Raw genomic sequence first — 21,150 nt, forward strand, 5'->3', positions numbered from 1 at the left:
GTAAGCACGGCCTCACCACCCAGACGGACTACTCGCGCCTGACCTCTTTGATCGATCCTGGGACGATGAGCCAGGACCTGGCCCCGACGGGCGCACCACACCGTCCAGGGCGAGTAGCCTTGGACCGGTTCTAAAACAACAACGCCCATCTGCGGAAGAAGGCGATTTCCGCCGTGTCGTCTGAGTCGTCGCGGACAAACCCACTGGCAAGCTTCGGACAAAACGAATGGCTTGTCGACGAGCTATATCAGAAGTACCTCGAGGATCCCGAGTCGGTGGACAAGGCCTGGTGGCACTTCTTCGCTGACTACAACGGGACGGGAAAGGCCTCAGCCACCGCTGTCGCGCCTCCCCCCGCTCCTGCCGCGAACGGAACGGCCGCGGCCGCCCCAGCGCCGCCCACCCCGACGCCTCCCGCGCCACAGGCGGCACCCGCCGCACCGGCCGCACCGGCTCAGGCGAAGGCCGCTCCGGCTGAGAAGCCGAAGAGCGCCACGCCCGTCCCGGCCGGCGCGACCGAGGAGAAGATCCGGGGCGCGGCTGCCCGCACGGCCCTCAACATGGAGGCCTCGCTGGCGGTGCCGACGGCGACGAGCGTGCGCGCGGTTCCCGCGAAGCTGCTGGTCGACAACCGGATCGTCATCAACAACCACCTGTCCCGCGGCCGGGGCGGCAAGATCTCCTTCACCCACGTGATCGGGTACGCCATCGTCCGGGCGCTTCAGGCGATGCCGGACATGAACCACTCCTACACGGAAGTGGACGGCAAGCCGATCCTGGTCAAGCCCGAGCACGTCGGGCTGGGCCTGGCCATCGACGTCCAGAAGAGCGACGGCACCCGTCAGCTCCTGGTCCCGTCGATCAAGGCCGCGGAGACGCTGGACTTCCGCCAGTTCTGGGTGGCCTACGAGGACATCGTCCGCAAGGCCCGCGCCGGGAAGCTCGGCGTCGACGACTTCCAGGGCACCACGATCTCGCTGACCAACCCCGGCACCATCGGAACGGTGCACTCGGTGCCGCGCCTGATGCCCGGCCAGGGCACGATCATCGGCGTCGGGGCGATGGAGTACCCGGCGGAGTACCAGGGCGCCTCCGCGGAGACGCTCTCGCGCCTGGCGATCAGCAAGGTCATGACGCTGACCTCCACCTACGATCACCGGATCATCCAGGGCGCCCAGTCGGGCGACTTCCTGCGCCGGATCCACGAGCTCCTGCTCGGCGCCGACGGCTTCTACGACGAGATCTTCGAGTCGCTGCGCATCCCCTACGAGCCGGTCCGCTGGGTCCCGGACATCTCGGCCACCCACGACGACGACGTGGCCAAGTCCGCCCGCGTGCTGGAGCTCATCCACGCCTACCGGGTCCGCGGCCACCTCATGGCCGACACCGACCCGCTGGACTACCACCAGCGCAAGCACCCCGACCTCGACATCAAGTCCCACGGCCTGACCTTGTGGGACCTCGAGCGGGAGTTCGCGACCGGCGGCTTCGGCGGCCGCCCGCTGATGAAGCTGCGCGACATCCTCGGCGTCCTGCGCGACTCGTACTGCCGGACCGTCGGCATCGAGTACATGCACATCCAGAACCCCGAGGAGCGGGCCTGGATCCAGGCGCGGGTGGAGAAGCCGCACGCCAAGTCCGACCGCGAGGAGCAGCTCAACATCCTCCGGCGGCTCAACACGGCCGAGGCCTTCGAGACCTTCCTGCAGACCAAGTACGTCGGCCAGAAGCGCTTCTCCCTGGAGGGCGGCGAGTCCCTGATCCCGCTGCTCGACTCGGTGATCAGCGAGGCCGCGGAGGAGAAGCTCGACGAGGTCGTCATCGGGATGGCCCACCGCGGCCGTCTCAACGTGCTGGCCAACATCGTGGGCAAGTCCTACGGCCAGGTGTTCGGCGAGTTCGAGGGCAACATCGACCCGCGCAGCGCGCACGGCTCGGGCGACGTCAAGTACCACCTGGGCGCGAGCGGCGACTTCGTGGCCCCGGACGGCTCCAAGATCGTCACCTCCGTGGTGGCGAACCCGTCGCACCTGGAGGCCGTCGACCCCGTCCTCGAGGGCGTGGTCCGGGCCAAGCAGGACCTGCTCGAGCGCGGCGAGGAGGGCTTCACCGTCCTGCCCGTGCTCGTCCACGGTGACGCGGCCTTCGCCGGCCAGGGCGTGGTCGCCGAGACCCTGCACCTGTCCCAGTTGCGCGGCTACCGCACCGGCGGCACCGTCCACATCGTGGTCAACAACCAGGTCGGCTTCACGACGAGCCCGGCGAGCTCCCGCTCCTCGGTCTACGCCACGGACGTCGCCCGGATGATCCAGGCGCCGATCTTCCACGTGAACGGCGACGACCCCGAGGCCGTCGTCCGCGTCGGCCGGCTGGCCTACGAGTACCGCAAGTCGTTCCTCAAGGACGTCGTCATCGACCTCGTCTGCTACCGCCGCCGCGGGCACAACGAGACCGACAACCCGGCGTTCACCCAGCCGCTGATGTACGACCTCATCGACGCGAAGCGGTCCACCCGCAAGCTCTACACCGAGGCGCTCATCGGCCGGGGCGACATCACGGTCGAGGAGGCCGAGCAGGCCCTGCGCGACTACCAGGAGCAGCTCGAGCGGGCCTTCACCGAGACCCGCGAGGCCACCAAGCGGCCGCTCGAGCCGGGCGCGGTCGTCGCGCCGCAGCCCGACGAGCTGATCCCGTGGTCGCACGAGGACACCGTGACGGCGATCTCGGACGAGACCGTCAAGCGGGTCATCGAGACCCAGCTCAGCCTGCCCGAGGGCTTCACCGTGCACCCGCGCCTCGCGCCGGTGCTGCAGCGGCGGGGCGCGATGGTCGCCGACAACACCATCGACTGGGCGACCGGCGAGGCGCTGGCGTTCGGCTCGCTGCTCATCGACGGGCACCCGGTGCGGTTGGTCGGCCAGGACTCCCGGCGCGGCACGTTCGGTCAGCGGCACGCCGTGATCGTCGACCGGGTGACCGGCGAGGAGCACACCCCGCTCAAGACCTTCAACCACGGCACCACGAAGTTCTACGTCTACGACTCGCTGCTCAGCGAGTTCGCCGCGATGGGCTTCGAGTACGGCTACAGCGTGGTCAGGCCGGACGCCTTGGTGGCCTGGGAGGCCCAGTTCGGCGACTTCGCCAACGGCGCCCAGTCGATCATCGACGAGTTCATCTCGTCGGGTGAGCAGAAGTGGGGCCAGCGCTCGTCGGTCGTGCTGCTCCTGCCGCACGGTTACGAAGGCCAGGGCCCGGACCACTCGTCGGCGCGCATCGAGCGCTACCTGCAGATGTGCGCGCTGGACAACATGACGGTCGCCCAGCCGACCACGCCGGCGAACTACTTCCACCTGCTGCGCTGGCAGGTCCTGTCCAACCGGCGCAAGCCGCTGATCGTGTTCACGCCCAAGTCGCTGCTGCGCCTCAAGGCCGCCGCGTCGGCGACGGCCGACTTCACCTCCGGCGCCTTCCAGCCGGTCATCGGCGACAGCGCGGTGGTCCCGTCCGCCGTCCGCAAGGTCGTGATCTCGTCGGGCAGGATCTACTACGACCTGCTGGCCGCCCGGACCAAGGCCGAGCGGAACGATGTGGCGCTGGTTCGCCTCGAGCGGATCTACCCGTTCCCGGAGAACCCGCTCAAGGCCGAGCTGGCCCGGTACGGCAGCGACATCGAGGTCATCTGGGCTCAGGACGAGCCGGTCAACATGGGCCCGTGGCCGTACCTCGCGCTCAAGACGACCGAGCGGCCCGACCTGCTCGGGGGTCACACCCTGCGCCGGGTCTCCCGCACGCCCAACTCCTCGCCGGCCACCGGCTCCCACTCCAAGCACGACAACGAGCTGGGCAGCATGGTCGACGACATCTTCGGCTAGTCCGAAGGCGTACGCACACGGGAGTCCCCCACGGTCTCGCTGTGGGGGACTTCCCCGTAAATGGAGCACCACCATGTACTTCACGGACAGGGGCATCGAGGAACTCGTCGACCGGCGCGGTGACGAGGAGGTCAGTGTGAGCTGGCTGGCCGAGCGGCTGCGCGAGTTCGTCGACCTCAACCCTGAGTTCGAGATCCCCGTGGAACGGCTGGCCACGTGGCTGGCCCGGCTCGACGAGGACGACTGACGCGGACGGGCAAAACGCGATACATCTTGACTTTTCCACAACGCGACATATCGTGTCTATAGACAGCATCGCTGCCGGCCTCTCGGCGTCCCCGGCGTCCCTGGAGATCGGCGACCTCGCGTTGGAAGGGCCGTGCAATGCCCCAATGGACGATCGAGAAGCCCGAACAGCTCACGTTCGCCCCCGTCAGCCAGTTGAGCGTCCGCATCGTGGCCGGACGGCTGGCGGTGCTCGCCAGTGACGGGCCACCCAGTCTCGAGGTGACCGACATCGGCACGCCACCCCTGCTGGTCACCCACGAGGACGACGGCCGGCTCGTCGTCACCTACAAGGATCTGACCTGGGACGGAGTCCTCGGCTGGCTCCGCCCCGGCCCGCGGAACACGACACTCACGCTCACCGTCCCGAAGGACTGCCCGGTGCAGGTCGGCGTGATCTCCGCCTCCGCCGTGGTGGCGGGCTTCGAGGGCCGTACGAACGTCAAGAGCGTCTCCGGCGGCATCGTCCTCGACGGCGTGAGCGGCGACGTCCACGCCGAGACCGTCTCCGGATCGGTGGAGAGCCGCGGCCTCGCCGGCGACCTGTCCTTCAGCAGCGTCGCCGGCGAGCTGACCGTCGCCGAAGGGGTGCCACACCACCTGCGCGCCAACACGGTCTCCGGCCGGATCACCGCGGACCTGGAGCTCACCCCCACCTCCCATGTCACGCTGAACAGCGTGTCCGGCTCCGTGGTCGTACGGCTCCAGCAGACGGTGGACAGCGACGTGTCCATGCGCTCGAGTTCGGGCAGGGTCGAGTCGGCCTTCCCCGAGCTCGACCACCAGAGGCGCCCGGGAGTGAAGTCGCTCACCGGACGGCTCGGCGGCGGCATGGCCCACCTGTCGGCCAACACGGTGTCCGGCGACGTGACCCTGCTGAGCAGGCAGTCCGCCGGCACGGCGAACGAGGAGAGAGCATGAGCCCGGTGTTCGGTCACGGTCGGCTCCGGCTGTACCTGCTGAAGCTACTCGAGGAGAGTCCGCGGCACGGCTACGAGGTGATCCGCCTCCTGCAGGACCGCTTCCTCGGCGTCTACTCCCCCTCGCCCGGCACGATCTATCCGCGCCTGGCCCGCCTGGAGGAGGAGGGCCTGGTCACCCACGAGGTCGTGGAGGGCAAGAAGGTCTTCACCCTGACCGATCAGGGCAGGAGCGAGCTCAACGACCGGATGGACGAGCTCGCCGAGCTGGAGCGGGAGATCACCGCCTCCGTCCAGGACATCGCGCGTGAGGTCAAGGAGGACGTGCGGCAGACCGTGCGGTCCCTCCGCCAGGAGCTCACCCAGATGGCCAGGGACATCAACCACGACTCCGCGGGCGAGCCCCGGGGCTCGCACTCGCATGAGTCCCGCGACGCCTGGCGGGAGCAGAAGGAGGAGTGGAAGCGCCAGCGGCAGCAGGCGAAGGAGGAGTGGCGCCAGCACAAGGAAGAGTGGCGTCACCAGCGCCAGCAGTGGCGTAACGAGGCCGACCGCTGGCAGCGCGAATGGCGCCGGACCTGGGAGGAGGCCTGGTCGATCACGGGCCGGTCCTTCGCCAGGCCGGGCGGAGTCGCCCAAGACGCCGAACTGGGGCGTGCGCTGGCCGACTTCATCGGGCGGGTGCGCCGGGAGGCCGGCGAGGGCGTGCTCACCGACGACGCCGTCGCCCGCTGCGAGGCCATCCTCGACGAGGCGGCCGACCGGATCCGCGACGTCCTGCGGCCCTGATCAGGCGTCTCGGGAGAGGGGGCGACGATGAGTCCGTACGGCTGGCGCAACCCGTTCCTCCGGCAAACGCCTCCGCCGCGGCGCGAGGCCCCGCCGGAGGACCACCCTGATCCTCACGACGGCGCCGCCCGGCGCCCGGACGCGCTCGCCACAAACGGCCGCAAGTAGCGAACACACATGGACGGACGCGAGTAGCGAACGCCCCAACGGGTGGCCGCGAGTGGCGAGCGGCCGCGGGTGACGAGCGCGGATGAGCGGCGTACGCGCCGGGCGCGGTCACACAGTGAAAACGATCTTCCCGAAGACGTCTCCGTGGTGCATGGCGGCGAACCCGTCCTCGGCCTCGGTCAGCGGGAGCACCCGGTCGATCATCGGCCGAACTCCGGTCTGCTCCAGGAAGACGGCAAGTCTGGCGAGCTGGTCCCGGGTCCCCATGGTGGAGCCGATGATCGACTTCTGCAGGAAGAACACCTGGGCCAACTGCGTGGGGGCCACCATCCCACTCGTGGCCCCGCAGATGACCACCTTGCCGCCGGGACGAAGCGAGCTCAGCGAGTGCGCCCAGGTCGCCTCACCCACGGTCTCCATGACCGCGTCGACGCGCTCAGGCAGCCGGGCTCCGGTCTCGAAGGCCCGGTCGGCGCCGAGCTCGAGAGCCCTGGCCCGCTTCTCCTCCGAACGGCTCGTCGCCCACATCCGGAATCCCCCGGCCCGCCCGAGCGCGATGAGGGCGGTGGCGACACCGCCGCCAGCGCCCTGGACGAGCACCGTCGAGCCGGGCTCGAGATCCGCCTTGTCGAAGAGCATCCGGTAGGCCGTCAGCCAGGCGGTGGGCAGGCAGGCCGCCTCCTCGAACGAGATCGCGGCGGGCTTCGGCACCACGTTCCCCGCGGGGACCGTCACCTTCTCCGCGAACGTTCCGTCGTAGGTCTCCGACAGGAGCGAGCGCTTCGGATCCAGCGTCTCGTCCCCGTTGACCGGGGTGCCGATCACCGAGTGGACGATGACCTCGTCGCCGTTCTCGTCCACGCCCGCGGCGTCGCACCCGAGGATGATGGGCAGCCGATCCTGGCTGATTCCCACCCCCTTGAGCGTCCACAGGTCATGGTGGTTCAGCGCGGCGGCCTTGACGTTGATCGTCGTCCAGCCCTCGGGGACCGTCGGCTCGGGCCGGTCGCCCAGCGTCAGCCCTTTAAGCGGGTTGTCCGGGTCTGTCTGTGTAGCGGTCACGGCGAACATGCCCGAACATTACTCTGCCCGCCCAGCGGGATCACGGTCCCCCACGGCCGGCGCGATCAGATGTCGAAGACGCTGCCCGTCGCCGAGTGCATCTCGCAGGCGTTGCCGAACGTGTGCTTGAAGTCGACGTAACGACCGTCCCAGATCCCGTGGGCGGTGACCGTGACCGGGCTGAACATCATGGGGCAGAAGGTGTTCTGGCTCGGCTTGAGCTGAGTCAGGTCGCCCTTCACCCGGTTCACGACGCCGCACGCCTCGTCGCGCTCACGCAGGGGCGCGAACGACGCCGGGCAGCTCAGGACCGCGTAGCGCTCCGGTTTGGCCGCCTCTCCGGCGGCGTAGGTCAGGATCAGCGCCCGCGTACGATTCGCGATCGGACGGATCTTCGAGACAGGCGTGGTCGAAGCGGCCGGAGGGAGCTTCGTGCCCGGCACGACCGGAGCGGCCGGAGGAACCTTCACAGCCGGAGCGCCCTGAGGCAGCTTCGAGCCCGGCACGACCGCCACGGCCGGAGGAATCTCGGCGGCGGGCGCGACCGGGGCGGCCGGATTGACCGCTGTCACGCCGGACGGTTGCGGCGGCGGCGGCAACGTCCCGGCGAAGGCGGCCGTGGGGCCGGCGGCGATGGCCGTGCCGGCCAGCAGTACAGCAAGTGTCTTCATGTCGATCCCCCCGAATGTCGGCTGCGCGTCAGCCTCTCCGGCGGGTCGCTCCCGCTCAAGCCTCCACTCCGCTCTCTTGGGTAAATCTGGCAACTCGTTAACCCACCAACCAGGCGAAAGCGGGCCACCCCGGCCACCCGTTCGGGCCGGGTCACACGGGGACGCCGTTACGGGCGAGCAGGTCCGCCACCTGCGACTCCCCCGCGTACGGCTCGAGCCGCTTGCGCAGGTCGCCCACGTACGACCGGGTCCGTACGGACTGGAGGCTCCGGGCGAGGTCGAAGGCGGCGGCGGCGGCCATGCACGCCTCCTCCAACTCGCCCTGCTGCACCAGCGCCGACGCCAGGAGCGAGAGGTTGAACATGCGGCCCCGCACGAACCGCCCGTCCATCCGCAGCGACCGCCGCGCATGCCGTACGGCCGCCGCCCCGTCGCCGAGGTCGCGAAGGCAGTGGGCCGACTTGGCCGCGAGGTAGGCCTCGTCGAAGTAGGCGATCCAACGGGGCTCGTCCTGCGGCGAACGCCGGTCGAAGGCCTTCTCGGCCTGGTGGAGTGAGGCGGCGCACGACGAGCCGTCGCCGAGTTGGGCGAACGCGTGCGCCTCCTGCACGTGGGCCTCGGCAAGCAGGGAGAAGATCCCCGACCGGGTGGCCGCCATCGTGGCCGCCCGCGCGAGGTCGAGGCCGTGACGAGGCTGCCCGATGTAGAGGGCCTGGTGGCTCATGCCCGCGAGGATCTCCCCGCCGAGGCCGTGGTCGCCCGCCCCGCGGGCCAGCCCGAGCGCCTGGATCAGGTACCGCTGGGCCAAGCCGTGCTGTTCGAGGTCGTAGGCCATCCAGCCGGCGAGCCTGGTGAGCTCGGCCGCCGCAGTGGCCAGCGCCCGCCCGGTGGCCTCGCCGTACGAGCCGTCGCGCAGGAGAGGCGCGACCGCCGTATCCAGATATTTCACGACCGGTCCGCGAATGCTCCCGCCGCCGAACCGGTTGTCCAGTTCGCTGAACGAACGGGTGACCTCATGGATCGCGGTCACGTCGGAGACTCCCACCCGGCGCGGGCCGTTCGCGGAGAGCCGGTCCTGGGGCGGGACCGTCAGCCAGCGGGCGATCCCGGCGGAACCCGCTCCCAGAGCGAAGGTGGAATCGAGCAGGAATCTGCGCCGCTCGACGTCGGCCTTCCACAATGCTGTCACGCCTGCCACACCCTCCTCCCACGAATGGGGGAACTCCTGTCCGAGATCGAGAGGGACTGCTCCGCGTGGCATGCCGATGTCCTCCATGGACACCGGCCTCCCGAGCCGCAGCGAAAAGATCTCCGCCAGGAGGCCCGGCACCGGATCGCGCGGGCGCTGGCCACCCGCCCAGCGCAGCACCGAACCATGGTCATATCTCATCCCGGTCAGCCCGCGGGCGGTGCCGAGATCGTTCAGCCGGCTCGCCAGCCCCTTGCGGGACAGGCCCGCCTCGGCCAGGTGCTGCTGGAGCAGCCGGTTGGGTTCGCGTCGCATCGCTCTCCTCACCCAGGACAGGCATAGCCGATAGGTAACGGAGAGCTCTCTTTATAGCACGTAGCGTGAAACCCCCAAGGGATTCCCAAGTTTCCCCGGTGCATCCAGACGAAAAGCCTCGAGTCGGAACCACGCATCCGGCAGATGCATGATCACGACTCGAGGCTTCGCAGGTCCGGTCGCGCGCACACGAATCCGTGCATGATCACGAACGGGATCGTCGCAGGTGGTGCCGTACGTCCCCGAAAGTGTGCATGATCACGGCGCGAGGGCGCACAGATCACCTCACATGCCCGAGGTGTGCATGATCACGGGAAAGACGGCGGGCGGGGGGTTATTTGCGGGCGACGCCGTCCAGACGTGCCTGGGCGGAGACCGCCGCCGTGACGGCGGGGGCCACCCGGGCGTCGAACGGCGAGGGAATGACGTACGCCTCCGAGACCGCGTCCCCGACCACGTCGGCCAGCGCGGTCGCCGCCGCCACCTTCATGTTCTCCGTGATCGTCCGGGCGCGCACGTCGAGCGCGCCGCGGAAGACGCCGGGGAACGCGAGGACGTTGTTGATCTGGTTGGGGAAGTCGGAACGGCCGGTCGCCACGACCCTGGCGTGGCGGGCCGCCACCGACGGCTCGATCTCTGGCGTCGGGTTGGACAGGGCGAAGACGATCGCGTCGGGAGCCATCGCCGCCACGGCGGCCTCGGAGACCGTCGAGCCGGACAGGCCGATGAACACGTCGGCTCCCGCGAGAGCCTGCTCGGTCGAGCCGGTCAGGCCGAGCTTGTTGGTCTCGCGGGCGAGCGCCTCCTTGACGGGGTGCAGGCTCTCGCGCCCGGAGTGGACGATGCCCTTGGAGTCGCTGACCGCGATGTCGCCGATGCCGGCGTTGAGCAGGATCCGGGTCACGGCGACGCCGGAGGCGCCTGCGCCCGCCACGACCGCCCGGAGCTCGCCGAGTGGCCTGCCGGTGACGCGGGCCGCGTTCCGCAGGGCGGCCAGGACGACGATCGCGGTGCCGTGCTGGTCGTCGTGGAAGACGGGGACGGTGAGCGCCTCGCGCAGCCGGTCCTCCACCTCGAAGCACCGCGGCGCGCTGATGTCCTCGAGGTTGATGCCGCCGAACGACGGCGCGAGCCTGGTCACGGTCTCGACCAGGGCGTCGACGTCGGTGCAGTCGAGGCAGATCGGGACGGCGTCGACGCCGGCGAACTGCTTGAACAGCAGTGCCTTGCCCTCCATCACGGGCATGGCGGCGGAGGGCCCGATGTCGCCGAGGCCGAGCACGGCCGTGCCGTCGGAGACCACGGCGACGACGTTCGAGACCCAGGTGTAGTCGTTGGCCAGCTCGGGGTTGTCGGCGATGGCCGAGCAGACGCGGGCGACGCCCGGCGTGTAGGCGAGCGACAAATCGTCCGCGTCCCGGACCGGAACGGTGGAGCGGACCTCCAGCTTGCCCCCGCGATGGAGCGCGAAGGCCGGGTCCAGATCCAGGGATGCCAAAGAATCAGATGAGACGGTCACAGCGACCCCAGTGTCGAGAGGACGAGTTCCTTCTAGACGCCGCAAGAGAACGAAAGCCCAGGCTTCGGTAGCCGCCGGAGGCCGTCGTCGTTGACGGTCGTCTCTTGAGGGGGTACGGGGGTCACCCGTTTCACGATTGTGCCACACGCCTGGGAGCCGACGGATCCGGATGAGGAACAGATCATCCGTGACCTGGGGAGTTCCGTGCGAACCTCTGCCGTGTAATACTCGATAAACGGAGTCGTCCCTTACATCCCTAGGTCGTCCCAGTGGACCTGACGTCATATGCAGAACTGGCCGTCCTTCTGGTCAACCGCGTCGAGGATCTGAGCAGTCTCGACACGCTGCGCGCCCTCCTGGAGGAGACCGGCCGGACCGAGTCCGCCGCCCGCGTCACGCGGCGGGACCTCGACGCCCTGCGCGAACTGCGCGAAGAGCTCAACGGCGTGTTCGAGTCCGCGGCCGCGGGCGACGAGGAGGACGTGGTCGAGCGGCTCAACGGCCTTCTCGTCCGCCATCCCGTGCATCCCCAGATCTCCGGCCACGATGGGCAGGCCTGGCACATGCACCTGACGGAGGGCGGCCGGGTGGCCGACGCCCTCGCCGTCGGGTCGGTCATGGGCCTCGCCAGCGTGGTCACCGGCCTCGGCGCCGACCGGCTCGGCATCTGCCAGGCCACGCCGTGCCGCAACGCCTATCTCGACACGTCCTCCAACCGGTCCCGGCGCTACTGCTCGGAGCGGTGCGCGAGCCGGGCCAACGTCGCGGCCTACCGCGCCCGCCAGAACAAGCGCAACGGCCAGGGCCAGTAGCGCGCCACGACCCGGCCCATGACGTCGCCGGCGGGGACGGCGCCGAAGTTCCAGCTGTCCTGCCTTCCCGGAGCCTGCTGGTTGTCGCTCTCCACCCACCAGCCTTCGTCCGTGAGCCGGAACGCCCGCTTGACGATCAGGCCGTGCGGCCTCCTGGCGACCACGACGTCTCCCGGCCTGATCACGGCGCCCCGCCGTACCAGCAGCCAGTCTCCGGGGCGCAGCGCGGGCAGCATCGAGTCCCCCGTGACCCGGACGGCTGTGATCACATCCCCCTCCACGGACTAGTGGTTTCCGGTACGAGTAAGGTCGGCCTTGGACAGTGCTGCATTCCTAAGGAAGGATTCAGATGCTCGCACGACTGCTGCGGCCCAAGCACGAGGCGTCCGCCCACTGCGACCTGCCGTGCGGGGTTTACGACCCGGCCCAGGCCCGCATCGAGGCCGAGTCCGTCAAGGCGATCATGAAGAAGTACGCCGACAGTGACGACCCGGTCTTCAGGACCCGCGCCCTCATCATCAAGGAACAGCGCGCCGAACTGGTGAAGCATCACCTGTGGGTGCTGTGGACCGACTACTTCAAGCCCCCGCACCTGGAGCAGTACCCGCAGCTGCACCAGCTGTTCTGGGACGCGACCAAGCTCGCCGGCGCTGCCGGCGGCAAGGGAACGGTCGACCCCGCCCAGGCCGACGAGCTCCTCGCGAAGATCGACGAAATCGCCAAGATCTTCTGGGAGACGAAGGCGGCCGCCTGAGTCAGGCGGATCATCAGGCCCCGCACGGTCGTTCCGGCCGCGCGGGGCCTGATCGTTTCGGGGCCTAGGTGAGGCGCCGGTCACGAGCAGAGAAACCTCAGGGAATTTACGAGGAGTTACCCCCAAGATCACCACAATCGGCGCGTCCGAGCGAAGCAACATGGAGTGAGTGGCGGTAAGTTGCAGACAACGGCACTGCGCCGGCTCGAATGGGCGAGGAGGAACGTGACCGAGGAAACCGAGACGCCTGCGGTGGATGTGACCGGGATCCGGGACGCTGTGAGCGTCCGACTGCCCGCCGTGAGCGCCTACCTGTCTGTGCTGCGAACGGCCACGGCCGGGCTCGCGGCGCGGCTCGACTTCACCCTGGATCAGATCGAGGATCTCCGCATCGCGGTCGACGAGGCATGCGCCATGTTGCTGCGGCACGCGGTGCCGGGCACCGATCTCCGGGCCGAGTTCGAGCTAACGGGACAGGAGATGACGGTCCGTGTGGAGGTCGACACGGTCGGTGTCAGCAGCCCCAAGCGAGACGACTTCGCCTGGATGGTGCTGACCGCCCTGGCCGACGATGTGGACGCCATCTCCGATCATCCCGATCACATGGCGATCATGCTGCGCAAGCGGCGAGGCGCGGCGAGGCCGGCGTGACCGAAAGGACCCGTGCCATGGCCTCCGGCGACTCGGCGGTTCCCGACCGCGTGCGGGCTCGCACGCTCTTCGGTGAGCTGTCGGAGTTGCCGGCAGACGACCCGCGGCGGCAGCGCATCCGCGACGAGCTCGTCGAGCTGCACCTGCCGCTGGTGGAGTACCTCGCCCGGCGCTTCCGCAACCGCGGCGAGTGGCTCGACGACCTCACGCAGGTCGCCACGATCGGTCTCATCAAGTCGATCGACCGTTTCGACCTGGCCCGTGGCGTCGAGTTCTCCACCTATGCGACGCCGACGATCGTCGGTGAGATCAAGCGTCACTTCCGGGACAAGGGCTGGGCCGTCCGGGTGCCGCGCCGCCTGCAGGAGCTCAAGCTGTCGCTGACGAAGGCGATAAGCGAGCTGTCCCAGCGGGAGAGCCGCGCGCCCACGGTCGCCGAGCTCGCCGCGCACCTGCAGATGACCGAGGAAGAGGTGCTGGAGGGCCTGGAGTCGGCGAACGCCTACTCGACGGTCTCCCTCGACGCACCGGACTCGGGTGACGACGACGCGCCCGCCGTGTCCGACTCGCTCGGCATCGTCGACGAGTCCCTCGAGGGCGTCGAGTATCGCGAGTCGCTGAAGCCACTGCTGGAGCGCCTGCCTCCGCGGGAGAAGCGCATCCTGTTGCTCCGCTTCTTCGGGAACATGACCCAGTCGCAGATCGCGACCGAGCTGGGCATCTCGCAGATGCACGTCTCTCGCCTGCTGGCCAGGACCCTGGCCCAGCTGCGCGAGGGCCTGACCGCCGAGGACTGAGGGCCGCGGGATCAGTCCCGCGGCCCCTCCGAATCCTGAGGGCCGTCCTCGCCCATCAGCGCCTGCGTGGACGGCGGGGCGAGCAGCGCGACCAGTGCGACCACCGCCAGGACGACGAGCGGCCAGCCGTAGATGTGCTGGCCGGCGCCGATCAGAGAGATCGCCACCGGCACGATGAAGATCTGGGTCACCACGCCCGGCCCTCGGCTCCAGCGCAGCGCCTGCCACACGCCCCAGGCCACCCAGAGCAGGGCCAGGCCGAGCAGCACGCCGAACGCCGCGACGATCAGGGCACTGGTCAGATCAGCGGGCCGGCCGATCAAGGTCTCGACGCCGACGTAGCCCCCGAGGACCAGGGCGAACACGCCCTCGACGGTCAGTACGGCCGCCGCGACGGCCAGGGTCGCGGGACGACCGGCGGTATGGCTGATCACAGTGCCCAACCCTACCCGTACGGGTCCTCGGCCCGATCGGGGCGGCATCGTCACCTGCGTGCGGGAAGTCCCCGGCGGCAGCGCCAAAACGTCGTCTAACCTTCAGGCATGCGGGCTCTTCTCGTCATCAATCCGAAGGCGACCTCCACGAACCAGCGCACCCGGGACGTGCTCATCCGCGCGCTCGGAGCAGCCGTGGATCTGTCCGTCGAGGAGACCGCGTACCGGGGCCATGCGGCCGTCCTCGCGGGCACGGCTCACGCCAAGGGATTCGACGCGGTCGCCGTACTCGGCGGCGACGGCACGATCAACGAGACCGTCAACGGAATGCTCGACGGCCAGCCCGACGAGGACGCGAGCCGCCGTCCCCGTCTCATCGTCATCCCCGGCGGCAGCGCCAACGTCTTCGCGCGCGCGCTCGGGCTGCCCAACGACCCGGTCGAGGCGACCGGCGCCGTGCTCGAGGCGCTGCGCGACGGGCGGAGCAGGACCATCGGGCTCGGCCAGGCGATCTGGCATGACGAGGCGGCGGGACAGGATCCCGGCCCTACGGCCCCACCCGAGCACCGCATGTCCCGATATTTCACCTTCTGCGCTGGGCTCGGGTACGACGCGGAGGTCGTCAGAGCGGTGGAGGGCCTGCGCAGCGCGGGCTACCGGGCACGCCCCACCCTCTACGTGAACACCGCGGTGCGGCACTTCTTCGTGACCGACCGCCGCCACCCCGCCCTGCGACTGGTACGGCCCCGCCTGCCCGAGACACCGGGAATCTTCCTGGCGATCGTGTCCAACGTCTCGCCCTGGACCTACGCGGGGTCTCGCCCGATCACCCCGACGCCGTGGGCGGGCTTCGAGACGGGGCTCGACGTGCTCGGGCTGCGGAAGCTGGGCCTGCCCTCGTTCCTCAGCTTCGTCCGGCAGATCGTCGGCGAGCACTCGGGATTACCGAGGGGTAGAAACCTCGTTCAAGTTCACGACGAACAAGAGTTCACGCTGGCGGCGACCCGCCCGGTCGCCTTCCAACTCGACGGCGACTACCTGGGAGAACGTGAATGGGTGGAATTCCGGTCCATCCCGGACGCATTACAAGTCTTGGTCTAGCGCGTCACATGTAGTCATAGTGTGACGCATCCGACAGCCATGCCGGGCAAAACCTTGTCCCAAACCTCTTGTGTGGTCTAGTCCCGGCTGAAAAGCTGAAGTACGACGTCGGAACGTAGGACCTTTACGGAAGCCACAGCCTCCTGAAGGACTCCGACGATCATGTGGACAAGCCCGGCCTAAACCGATGTGCCGGGCAAGTCCACGCATCAGTTAGTGAAAGTGTTCACAAAGTTTCGACGGCCAGCGGAGCCACGGAGGCTCCACTTGACGAAGGAGTGGAACGCATGGACTGGCGCCACCGCGCTGCCTGCCGTGACGTGGATCCGGAGCTGTTCTTCCCCATCGGGAACACGGGTCCCGCGCTGATGCAGATCGAAGAGGCCAAGCAGGTGTGCCGGCAGTGCTCGGTCACCGAGTCATGCCTCAAGTGGGCTCTGGAGTCCGGCCAGGACGCCGGCGTCTGGGGTGGGCTCAGTGAGGACGAGCGACGCGCCCTCAAGCGCCGTACCGCTCGCGCTCGTGCCCGGGCCGGCGTCTGACGACCACCTGATCACCGGGGATTTCCAGCCTCACCCCTGGTTTCGGGCTGCACTGGAATGCTGAGGATGACCTCGGTACCCCCGCCTTTCCTTCGCTCGACGGCCAGGCGGCCCGACAGCTCGCCGACGACCAGCGTGCGCACGATCTGCAGCCCCAGGCTGCCGGTCGCCTCGAGGTCGAAGTCCGGCGGCAGGCCCTTCCCGTCGTCCGCCACCACCACCTCCAGCCGGTCGGAATCGCGATGTGCGATCACCTGCACATTTCCCGACTTGTGCGAGAAACCGTGCTCAACGGCATTCTGCAACAGCTCTGTGAGGACCATCGCGATCGGGGTGGCCACAGCGGCGGGCAGCACCCCGAAACTCCCGATCCGCTGAGGTAGCACGTGGGCCAGTGACACCTCCGCCGTCATGGTGATGACCCGGTCCGCGATGTCGTCGAACTCCACCATCTCCTCGGGCATCTGCGCGAGGATCTCGTGGACGATCGCGATCGAGCCGACCCGCCGGACCGCCTCGTTGAGGGCCTCCTGACCCTCGGGATTGTTGAGCCGGCGCGCCTGGAGCCGCAGCAACGCCGCGACCGTCTGCAGGTTGTTCTTGACCCGGTGATGGATCTCGCGGATCGTGGCGTCCTTGGTCAGCAGTTCCCGCTCCCGGCGCCGCAACTCGGTCACGTCGCGGATGAGCACGAGGGCCCCGATCCGCCCCCCGCCGACGATCAGCGGGATCGCCCGCAACTGGACCACCGTGCCGCCGTGCTCCACCTCGGTCTCCCGGGGCTCCTTGCCGCTGGCGACGAGCATCAGGTCCTCGTTGATCGGCTCGTCCGAGTAGCACAGGTCGGCGGTCGTCTTCCCGAGGTCCGCACCGACGAGGTCGGCGTGCAGGCCGAGACGCCGGTAGGCCGACAGGGCGTTCGGAGAGGCGTAGGTCACCCGCCCCGCGCGGTCGAGGCGCAGCAGGCCGTCTCCCACCCGCGGTGACCGGACCAGGATCGGCTCCTCCTCCTTGAAGGGGAACCGGCCCTCGGCGACCATCTGGGCGAGGTCGGAGGCGCTCTGCAGGTAGGTCAGCTCCAGCCTGGACGGCGTGCGGGCCGACGACAGGTTCGTGGACCGCTGGATGACACCGATGAAGTGGCCGCCGCGGCCCCGCCGTACCGGGATGGTCTCCTCCCGGACCGGCACGCCGCTGGACCAGTCGGGATCGCCCTCCCGGCAGATCCGGTGCTCGGTCCACGCGATGTCGATCAACGGCCGCTCCCCCTTGCCGGAGATCGCGCCCACGACGTCGTCGTGGTAAACGGTGGGCCCGGTGGTCGGCCGCATCTGCGCCACCGCCACCCAGCCTGAGCCGTCCCTGTGCGGGATCCACAGGATCAGGTCGGCGAATGACAGGTCGGCGAGCAACTGCCAGTCGGAGACCAGTGAGTGGATCCAGTCGAGGTCGGCTGGTTCGAGCGCGGTGTGACGGCACACCAGGTCACTGAGAGTCGGCACGTGTGCATGATGCGACGTGATGCGGCCTGAAAGCGAATCGACCTCTGTCACCTGGCAGTATGCACTCCATGACGCGACCGCTCGACAGATTGCGCACAGCCGCCGCCGAGCGGGAGGCCGCGGGCCTGCGGCGGGTCCTGCGGCCGCGGACCCCCGACCACGACGGACTGCTCGACCTGGCCTCCAACGACTATCTGGGCCTGTCCAGGGACGAGCGCCTGGTCGAGGCCTCCGTGCGCGCGACCCGCGAATGGGGGACGGGCTCGACCGGCTCGCGGCTGGTCACCGGGACGACCCGGCTCCACGCCGATCTGGAGGAGCGGCTGGCCGCCTTCACCCATGCCGACCGCGCCCTGGTCTTCTCCTCCGGATATCTCGCCAACCTGGGAGCGGTGACCGCGCTGGCGCGGGGCGGTCTGGTGGTCTCCGACTCCGGCAACCACGCCTCGATCGTCGACGCCTGCCGCCTGTCCCGGTCGCGGGTGGCGGTGACCCCGCACGGAGACGCCGACGCCGTCGACAAGGTCCTCTCCGAGCGATCGGAGGAGCACGCGATCATCGTGACCGACGCCGTCTTCTCCGTCGACGGCGACCTCGCGCCGCTCCACCGGCTGCACGCGGTGGCCGTACGGCACGGCGCGTTCCTGATCGTGGACGAGGCGCACGCGCTGGGCGTCGTCGGCGATCAGGGCCGAGGAGCGGTTCACGAAGCGGGCCTTTCGGGGGATTCTCATATTGTGAGAACTGTCACGCTCTCCAAGTCGCTGGGGTCCCAGGGAGGCGCCGTGCTGGGGGCCGCCGAAGTGATCGAGACACTCGTCGACACAGGCCGTTCGTTCATCTTCGACACCGGCCTCGCTCCCGCCTGCGCGGGCGCGGCGCTGGCCGCGCTCGAGATCTTGGAAGAGTCGCCCGACCTGCCCCGACAGGCGCGGTCGCGGGCCCGCGCCCTGGCCGGTATGGCCCGGGAGACGGGGCTTGAGACCAGTGAACCGGCGGCGGCGGTCGTCCCCGTGGTGCTCGGTCCGCCGCACCTCGCGCTCGCGGCGGCGAACCTGTGTGCGGAACGCGGCATACGCGTGGGATGCTTCCGTCCACCATCGGTGCCCCGTGGCCGGTCCAGCCTCAGGTTGACCGCCCGGGCCGATCTGAGGTCCGATGATCTCGCGGCGGTCAGGGGCGCGCTCACCGCTGTGGCCGAACTGAAGGTGGACACGTGACGGAGCACAGCGAGGACTCTCCCAGGGTTCCCAAGTACTACGACGTCAAGCGGAACCTGCTGGAGCTCACCAAGAGCCTTCCGCCCGGCAGCGCCCTGCCTCCGGAGCGGACCCTCGCCGTGCGGTTCGAGACCTCCAGGACGACGGTCCGCCAGGCTCTGTCCGAGCTCGTGGTCGAGGGCCGGCTGCTGCGGATCCAGGGCAAGGGCACTTTCGTCGCCCAGCCCAAGGTGGCCCAGGTCCTCCAGCTCACGTCGTACACCGGCGATCTGCGGACGGTCGGCCTCGAGCCGGACACCAAAATCCTCGACATCAGCTACATCACGGCCGACGAGGCCCTCGGACGGCGGCTCGCGATCAATCCGGGCGGCCGCGTGTTGCGGGTCCACCGCCTGCGCCTGGCCAACGGCGAGCCGATGTCGATCGACACCACCCACCTGTCGGCGCGGCGCTTCCCGCGCCTCAGGCGCGAACTCGAGGGCCACTCCTCCCTCTACGAGACGCTGCACACCGCCTACAACGTGCGGCTCACCGACGCCGAGGAGGTCATCGAGACCGTCCTCGCCACGCCGTACGACGCGCAGATCCTCGGCGTGGACGTCGGCCTGCCCATGCTCATGCTGACCCGGCACGCCTTCGACGCGGACGGCAACCCGGTCGAGTTCGCCCAGTCGCTCTACCGCGGCGACCGCTACAAGTTCGTGACGCGCCTCAGGAGGCCGTAGGTCCTAGGCTGCGGTGGATGAGCATTCTCGTTGTCACCGGCACGGACACAGGGGTCGGCAAGACGGTGGTGACGGCCGCCGTCGCGGCCCTCGCCCTGGACAGGGGCGCCGCCGTCGCCGTCGTGAAGCCCGCTCAGACCGGTGTGGCGCCGGGCGAGGTCGGCGACCTCGACGAGGTGATCCGGCTGTCGGGGGTCACGACGACGTTCGAGTTCGCCCGGTTCCCCGACCCGCTCTCTCCCGCGGCCGCGGCCCGGGTCGCGGGCCTGCCGCCGATCTCGCTGTCCGAGGCGGCGGCGCGCGTCCGTGAGCTCGCCGAGTCGCACCGGCTCGTGATCGTCGAAGGCGCCGGCGGCCTCCTCGTCCGCTTCGACGAGGACGGCGGGACGCTCGCGGACCTGGCCAGGGAGCTCCACGCGCCGGTCGTGGTGGTGGCGCGGGCCGGCCTGGGCACGCTCAACCACACCGCGCTCACGCTGGAGGCCATGGCGGGCCGGGGCCTCGAACTCGCCGGAGTGGTGATCGGCTCGTGGCCCGCCGATCCCGGCCTCGCCGAACGGTGCAACGTGACAGACCTCGAGACGCTCGCCGCGCGACCGCTCGCCGGCGCGTTGCCAGAGGGCGCGGGCGGACTGACCAGGGAGGAGTTCGCCCGCACGGCCCGAGCCGGACTCGCCCCCACCCTCGGGGGTGTGTTCGATCCCTCCGGATTCCGCTCGACCTTTAAGCTTTCGTCGTGACCGAAACCCCGCAGTCGTCCGCAGCAGAACGCAGCCCGTTGGAAACCGACATCGTGGAAGTCGCCCGCGTCCAGGTGCTGGAGCAGGGCAAGGGTCTGGACGCGGCACAGGCGCTGGCCTGCCTCACGTTGCCCGACGAGCGTCTGCCCGAATTGCTCGCACTGGCTCATGAGGTGCGGATGAAGTGGTGCGGCCCCGAGGTCGAGGTCGAGGGGATCATCTCCCTCAAGACCGGCGGCTGCCCGGAGGACTGCCACTTCTGCTCGCAGTCGGGCCAGTTCTCCTCCCCCGTCAGGGCCGCCTGGCTGGACATCCCGTCCCTGGTCCAGGCGGCGGTGGAGACCGCACAGACCGGAGCGACGGAGTTCTGCATCGTCGCGGCCGTGCGCGGGCCCGACCGGCGGCTCATGGACCAGGTGCGCGAGGGCGTGAAGGCCATCCGCGAGGCCGTGGACATCAACGTCGCCTGCTCGCTGGGCATGCTGACCCAGGCCCAGGTCGACGAGCTCGCCGAGATGGGGGTCCACCGCTACAACCACAACCTGGAGACGGCGCGCTCCCACTTCTCCCACGTGGTGACGACCCACACCTGGCAGGAGCGCTGGGACACCTGCCTGATGGTCCGCGAAGCAGGCATGGAGCTGTGCTGCGGCGGCATCGTCGGCATGGGCGAGACGCTGGAGCAGCGGGCCGAGTTCGCCGCCCAGCTCGGCGAGCTGGCACCCGACGAGGTGCCGCTCAACTTCCTCAACCCGCGTCCGGGCACGCCGTTCTCCGACTACCCGCTCGTGGCGGGCGCGGAGGCGCTCAAGACGATCGCCACGTTCCGCCTCGCCCTGCCGCGCACGATCCTGCGCTACGCGGGAGGGCGCGAGCTGACGCTCGGCGACCTCGGCACGCGCGACGGCATGCTCGGCGGCATCAACGCGATCATCGTGGGCAACTATCTGACCACGCTCGGGCGCTCACCCGAGCAGGACCTCGGGCTGCTGGCCGACCTGAAGATGCCGATCAAGGCGCTGTCCGACACCTTGTAGCCGACGGGGTGTCAACGCGCCGATTCGGGGAAGTTCTGCCAGACC

General features: G+C 69.4%; 21 protein-coding genes. 14 read left to right on the top strand and 7 right to left on the bottom strand.

The genetic code is table 11. From position 1 onward, the window contains the following. Window positions 1-173: 173 nt before the first annotated feature. The 4 genes from Pph01_RS41190 to Pph01_RS41205 all read left to right on the top strand — a co-directional run bounded on the left by Pph01_RS41190 (window position 174) and on the right by Pph01_RS41205 (window position 5,866). Window positions 174-3,872 carry a multifunctional oxoglutarate decarboxylase/oxoglutarate dehydrogenase thiamine pyrophosphate-binding subunit/dihydrolipoyllysine-residue succinyltransferase subunit gene (locus tag Pph01_RS41190; RefSeq protein ID WP_204078706.1) on the top strand — a complete coding sequence of 1,233 codons (3,699 nt, stop codon included), beginning with the start codon at window positions 174-176 and terminating at the stop codon, window positions 3,870-3,872. Between the two features lie 73 nt (window positions 3,873-3,945). Then, window positions 3,946-4,119, top strand: coding sequence for a DUF6104 family protein (locus tag Pph01_RS41195; RefSeq protein WP_203887975.1), 174 nt, complete (start codon window positions 3,946-3,948; stop codon window positions 4,117-4,119). A 137-nt stretch (window positions 4,120-4,256) separates the two neighbouring features. Next, on the top strand, window positions 4,257-5,078 hold the full coding sequence (locus tag Pph01_RS41200) for a DUF4097 family beta strand repeat-containing protein (protein ID WP_204078707.1): 822 nt from the start codon (window positions 4,257-4,259) through the stop codon (window positions 5,076-5,078). After that, window positions 5,075-5,866, top strand: coding sequence for a PadR family transcriptional regulator (locus tag Pph01_RS41205; protein WP_204078708.1), 792 nt, complete (start codon window positions 5,075-5,077; stop codon window positions 5,864-5,866). The genes Pph01_RS41200 and Pph01_RS41205 overlap by 4 nt, the downstream gene beginning before the upstream one ends. Before the next feature lie 276 nt (window positions 5,867-6,142). Here the strand turns inward: Pph01_RS41205 and Pph01_RS41210 are convergent, their stop codons facing one another. The 4 genes from Pph01_RS41210 to Pph01_RS41225 all read right to left on the bottom strand — a co-directional run bounded on the left by Pph01_RS41210 (window position 6,143) and on the right by Pph01_RS41225 (window position 10,769). Further along, complete coding sequence (locus tag Pph01_RS41210) at window positions 6,143-7,105, bottom strand: zinc-binding dehydrogenase (RefSeq protein ID WP_204078709.1); 963 nt, start codon at window positions 7,103-7,105, stop codon at window positions 6,143-6,145. A gap of 56 nt (window positions 7,106-7,161) precedes the next feature. After that, window positions 7,162-7,767 carry an SSI family serine proteinase inhibitor gene (locus Pph01_RS41215; protein ID WP_204078710.1) on the bottom strand — a complete coding sequence of 202 codons (606 nt, stop codon included), beginning with the start codon at window positions 7,765-7,767 and terminating at the stop codon, window positions 7,162-7,164. Window positions 7,768-7,918: 151 nt separating this feature from the next. Further along, window positions 7,919-9,271 (bottom strand): NsdA family TPR-like regulatory protein, encoded by a 1,353-nt coding sequence (locus Pph01_RS41220; protein WP_204078711.1) that lies wholly within the window; start codon window positions 9,269-9,271, stop codon window positions 7,919-7,921. Window positions 9,272-9,605: 334 nt separating this feature from the next. Continuing rightward, a complete protein-coding gene (locus Pph01_RS41225) occupies window positions 9,606-10,769 on the bottom strand; it encodes an NAD(P)-dependent malic enzyme (protein ID WP_308441947.1) in 1,164 nt (387 codons plus the stop codon). Window positions 10,770-11,059: 290 nt separating this feature from the next. Here Pph01_RS41225 and Pph01_RS41230 point away from each other — a divergent pair, with 290 nt between their 5' ends. Beyond that, a complete protein-coding gene (locus Pph01_RS41230) occupies window positions 11,060-11,602 on the top strand; it encodes a CGNR zinc finger domain-containing protein (protein ID WP_204078713.1) in 543 nt (180 codons plus the stop codon). Here Pph01_RS41230 and Pph01_RS41235 read toward each other — a convergent pair. Next, window positions 11,560-11,871, bottom strand: coding sequence for a S24 family peptidase (locus Pph01_RS41235; RefSeq protein ID WP_204078714.1), 312 nt, complete (start codon window positions 11,869-11,871; stop codon window positions 11,560-11,562). The genes Pph01_RS41230 and Pph01_RS41235 overlap by 43 nt on opposite strands. A gap of 80 nt (window positions 11,872-11,951) precedes the next feature. On the opposite strand from Pph01_RS41235, the gene sodN reads away from it, so the two are divergent. From sodN to Pph01_RS41250, 3 genes are all read left to right on the top strand, one after another. Beyond that, window positions 11,952-12,356 (top strand): superoxide dismutase, Ni, encoded by a 405-nt coding sequence (gene sodN, locus Pph01_RS41240; protein ID WP_203887965.1) that lies wholly within the window; start codon window positions 11,952-11,954, stop codon window positions 12,354-12,356. 225 nt (window positions 12,357-12,581) lie between these two features. Continuing rightward, window positions 12,582-13,007 carry an ATP-binding protein gene (locus tag Pph01_RS41245; RefSeq protein ID WP_203887964.1) on the top strand — a complete coding sequence of 142 codons (426 nt, stop codon included), beginning with the start codon at window positions 12,582-12,584 and terminating at the stop codon, window positions 13,005-13,007. A gap of 17 nt (window positions 13,008-13,024) precedes the next feature. Beyond that, window positions 13,025-13,804: an RNA polymerase sigma factor SigF gene (locus Pph01_RS41250; RefSeq protein ID WP_203887992.1), complete on the top strand. Its 780-nt coding sequence runs from the start codon at window positions 13,025-13,027 to the stop codon at window positions 13,802-13,804. Window positions 13,805-13,815: 11 nt separating this feature from the next. Here the strand turns inward: Pph01_RS41250 and Pph01_RS41255 are convergent, their stop codons facing one another. Beyond that, on the bottom strand, window positions 13,816-14,238 hold the full coding sequence (locus tag Pph01_RS41255) for a hypothetical protein (protein WP_239117396.1): 423 nt from the start codon (window positions 14,236-14,238) through the stop codon (window positions 13,816-13,818). A gap of 108 nt (window positions 14,239-14,346) precedes the next feature. On the opposite strand from Pph01_RS41255, the gene Pph01_RS41260 reads away from it, so the two are divergent. Together Pph01_RS41260 and Pph01_RS41265 are read left to right on the top strand one after the other, a co-directional pair. Then, window positions 14,347-15,339: a diacylglycerol/lipid kinase family protein gene (locus tag Pph01_RS41260; RefSeq protein WP_204078715.1), complete on the top strand. Its 993-nt coding sequence runs from the start codon at window positions 14,347-14,349 to the stop codon at window positions 15,337-15,339. Between the two features lie 287 nt (window positions 15,340-15,626). Further along, on the top strand, window positions 15,627-15,881 hold the full coding sequence (locus Pph01_RS41265; RefSeq protein ID WP_203887961.1) for a WhiB family transcriptional regulator: 255 nt from the start codon (window positions 15,627-15,629) through the stop codon (window positions 15,879-15,881). An 11-nt stretch (window positions 15,882-15,892) separates the two neighbouring features. On the opposite strand, the gene Pph01_RS41270 is transcribed toward Pph01_RS41265, so the two are convergent. Then, entirely contained in the window at window positions 15,893-17,383 is a 1,491-nt protein-coding gene (locus tag Pph01_RS41270) for a PAS domain-containing sensor histidine kinase (protein WP_204078716.1), read from the bottom strand. A 68-nt stretch (window positions 17,384-17,451) separates the two neighbouring features. On the opposite strand from Pph01_RS41270, the gene Pph01_RS41275 reads away from it, so the two are divergent. The 4 genes from Pph01_RS41275 to bioB are packed head-to-tail and all read left to right on the top strand — an operon-like array spanning window position 17,452 to window position 21,105. Then, complete coding sequence (locus Pph01_RS41275; protein WP_204078717.1) at window positions 17,452-18,603, top strand: 8-amino-7-oxononanoate synthase; 1,152 nt, start codon at window positions 17,452-17,454, stop codon at window positions 18,601-18,603. Further along, entirely contained in the window at window positions 18,600-19,328 is a 729-nt protein-coding gene (locus tag Pph01_RS41280) for a GntR family transcriptional regulator (RefSeq protein WP_204078718.1), read from the top strand. The genes Pph01_RS41275 and Pph01_RS41280 overlap by 4 nt, the downstream gene beginning before the upstream one ends. Before the next feature lie 17 nt (window positions 19,329-19,345). Further along, window positions 19,346-20,068, top strand: a complete 723-nt coding sequence (bioD, locus tag Pph01_RS41285; RefSeq protein ID WP_204078719.1) for a dethiobiotin synthase — start codon at window positions 19,346-19,348, stop codon at window positions 20,066-20,068. Further along, window positions 20,065-21,105, top strand: coding sequence for a biotin synthase BioB (gene bioB, locus Pph01_RS41290; RefSeq protein ID WP_239117397.1), 1,041 nt, complete (start codon window positions 20,065-20,067; stop codon window positions 21,103-21,105). Before bioD ends, bioB begins: the two co-directional genes overlap by 4 nt. The last annotated feature ends 45 nt before the right edge of the window (window positions 21,106-21,150 follow it).

The sequence above is a fragment of the Planotetraspora phitsanulokensis genome, from assembly GCF_016863295.1.
GTDB classification, from domain to species: Bacteria; Actinomycetota; Actinomycetes; order Streptosporangiales; family Streptosporangiaceae; genus Planotetraspora; species Planotetraspora phitsanulokensis.

What these genes read in the sequence shown, in the direction of transcription:
- Pph01_RS41205 (WP_204078708.1), top strand. Translation starts at nt 5,075, where the DNA reads ATGAGCCCGGTGTTCGGTCACGGTCGGCTCCGGCTGTACCTGCTGAAG.
- Pph01_RS41220 (WP_204078711.1), bottom strand. Translation starts at nt 9,271, where the DNA reads ATGCGACGCGAACCCAACCGGCTGCTCCAGCAGCACCTGGCCGAGGCG.
- Pph01_RS41210 (WP_204078709.1), bottom strand. Translation starts at nt 7,105, where the DNA reads ATGTTCGCCGTGACCGCTACACAGACAGACCCGGACAACCCGCTTAAA.
- Pph01_RS41195 (WP_203887975.1), top strand. Translation starts at nt 3,946, where the DNA reads ATGTACTTCACGGACAGGGGCATCGAGGAACTCGTCGACCGGCGCGGT.
- Pph01_RS41265 (WP_203887961.1), top strand. Translation starts at nt 15,627, where the DNA reads ATGGACTGGCGCCACCGCGCTGCCTGCCGTGACGTGGATCCGGAGCTG.
- Pph01_RS41260 (WP_204078715.1), top strand. Translation starts at nt 14,347, where the DNA reads ATGCGGGCTCTTCTCGTCATCAATCCGAAGGCGACCTCCACGAACCAG.
- sodN (WP_203887965.1), top strand. Translation starts at nt 11,952, where the DNA reads ATGCTCGCACGACTGCTGCGGCCCAAGCACGAGGCGTCCGCCCACTGC.
- bioD (WP_204078719.1), top strand. Translation starts at nt 19,346, where the DNA reads ATGAGCATTCTCGTTGTCACCGGCACGGACACAGGGGTCGGCAAGACG.
- Pph01_RS41200 (WP_204078707.1), top strand. Translation starts at nt 4,257, where the DNA reads ATGCCCCAATGGACGATCGAGAAGCCCGAACAGCTCACGTTCGCCCCC.
- Pph01_RS41250 (WP_203887992.1), top strand. Translation starts at nt 13,025, where the DNA reads ATGGCCTCCGGCGACTCGGCGGTTCCCGACCGCGTGCGGGCTCGCACG.
- Pph01_RS41215 (WP_204078710.1), bottom strand. Translation starts at nt 7,767, where the DNA reads ATGAAGACACTTGCTGTACTGCTGGCCGGCACGGCCATCGCCGCCGGC.
- Pph01_RS41275 (WP_204078717.1), top strand. Translation starts at nt 17,452, where the DNA reads ATGACGCGACCGCTCGACAGATTGCGCACAGCCGCCGCCGAGCGGGAG.